The 815-nt window shown below is 54.6% G+C and carries 1 protein-coding gene; it reads left to right on the top strand.

Translation table 11 applies throughout. From position 1 onward, the window contains the following. Positions 1-112: 112 nt before the first annotated feature. A complete protein-coding gene (locus ACX3OZ_RS20885; RefSeq protein ID WP_459105513.1) occupies positions 113-565 on the top strand; it encodes a hypothetical protein in 453 nt (150 codons plus the stop codon). The last annotated feature ends 250 nt before the right edge of the window (positions 566-815 follow it).

The raw sequence follows: 815 nt of genomic DNA on the forward strand, positions 1-815 counted from the left end.
TCTACTTCCATTACAATAAATCAAACCGAATACAACAATATTCCTACACATCTGTCAGGCCGTTCGAATTGTGTTAAAAATACGACATTAGATTGAATATGGAGGAGACATCATGGCTGATTTTCGCGAAAAATTTGGCAGTTACCAGGCATCCAAGAAAGTTCTGTTCTGGTCCTGCGCAGGAACTGCAGTTTTGACCATGGTGATTGGGTTTACCTGGGGCGGATGGGTTACCGGAGGCTCCGCTATCGAACTGGCCGAGAACACCTCGGAAGCCGCCGTGGCATCCTTGGCTGCAGATGTCTGCTTCACTCGCTTCATGGCTGCCCCGGATCTTCAAGCGAACCTCACCGCCTTCAATGAAGAAAGCACATACGCACGGGCCAAGTATATCGATGGTGGCGGCTGGACCACCTTAGGAGGGCAGGAAAAACCCATCAGCGGGGCCGCCAAGCTGTGTGCCGAACAATTGGCTGAGGCGGACATCCCAACGCCCGTAGCAGAAGCGCCGTTGGCCCCGAGCAGCACCATGCCCGTTGCTGACGCCGAGACCGCTACCAACTAAGGTCAGCCGGGGTCCCTTCCGGCAAGCTAGGGACGCTATATCAGGCCCAGGGAGACGGCAGCAATGAGGAATTCACCTGGCATTCGTTTGGCTGCGATGGCGTTTGGCGCCGTCGTTGCCTTGGCGGCCACGTTTTTTACAACGTCTATGTTCGAAGCAACTCGGTTGGAGAGGGCCCTTCTGACGGCTGAAACCGCTTTCTAGCTTGACTACTCCGCTGTCAAAGATCCACGGCATTATAGGTGGGCGC

The sequence above is a fragment of the Devosia sp. A369 genome, from assembly GCF_054489345.1.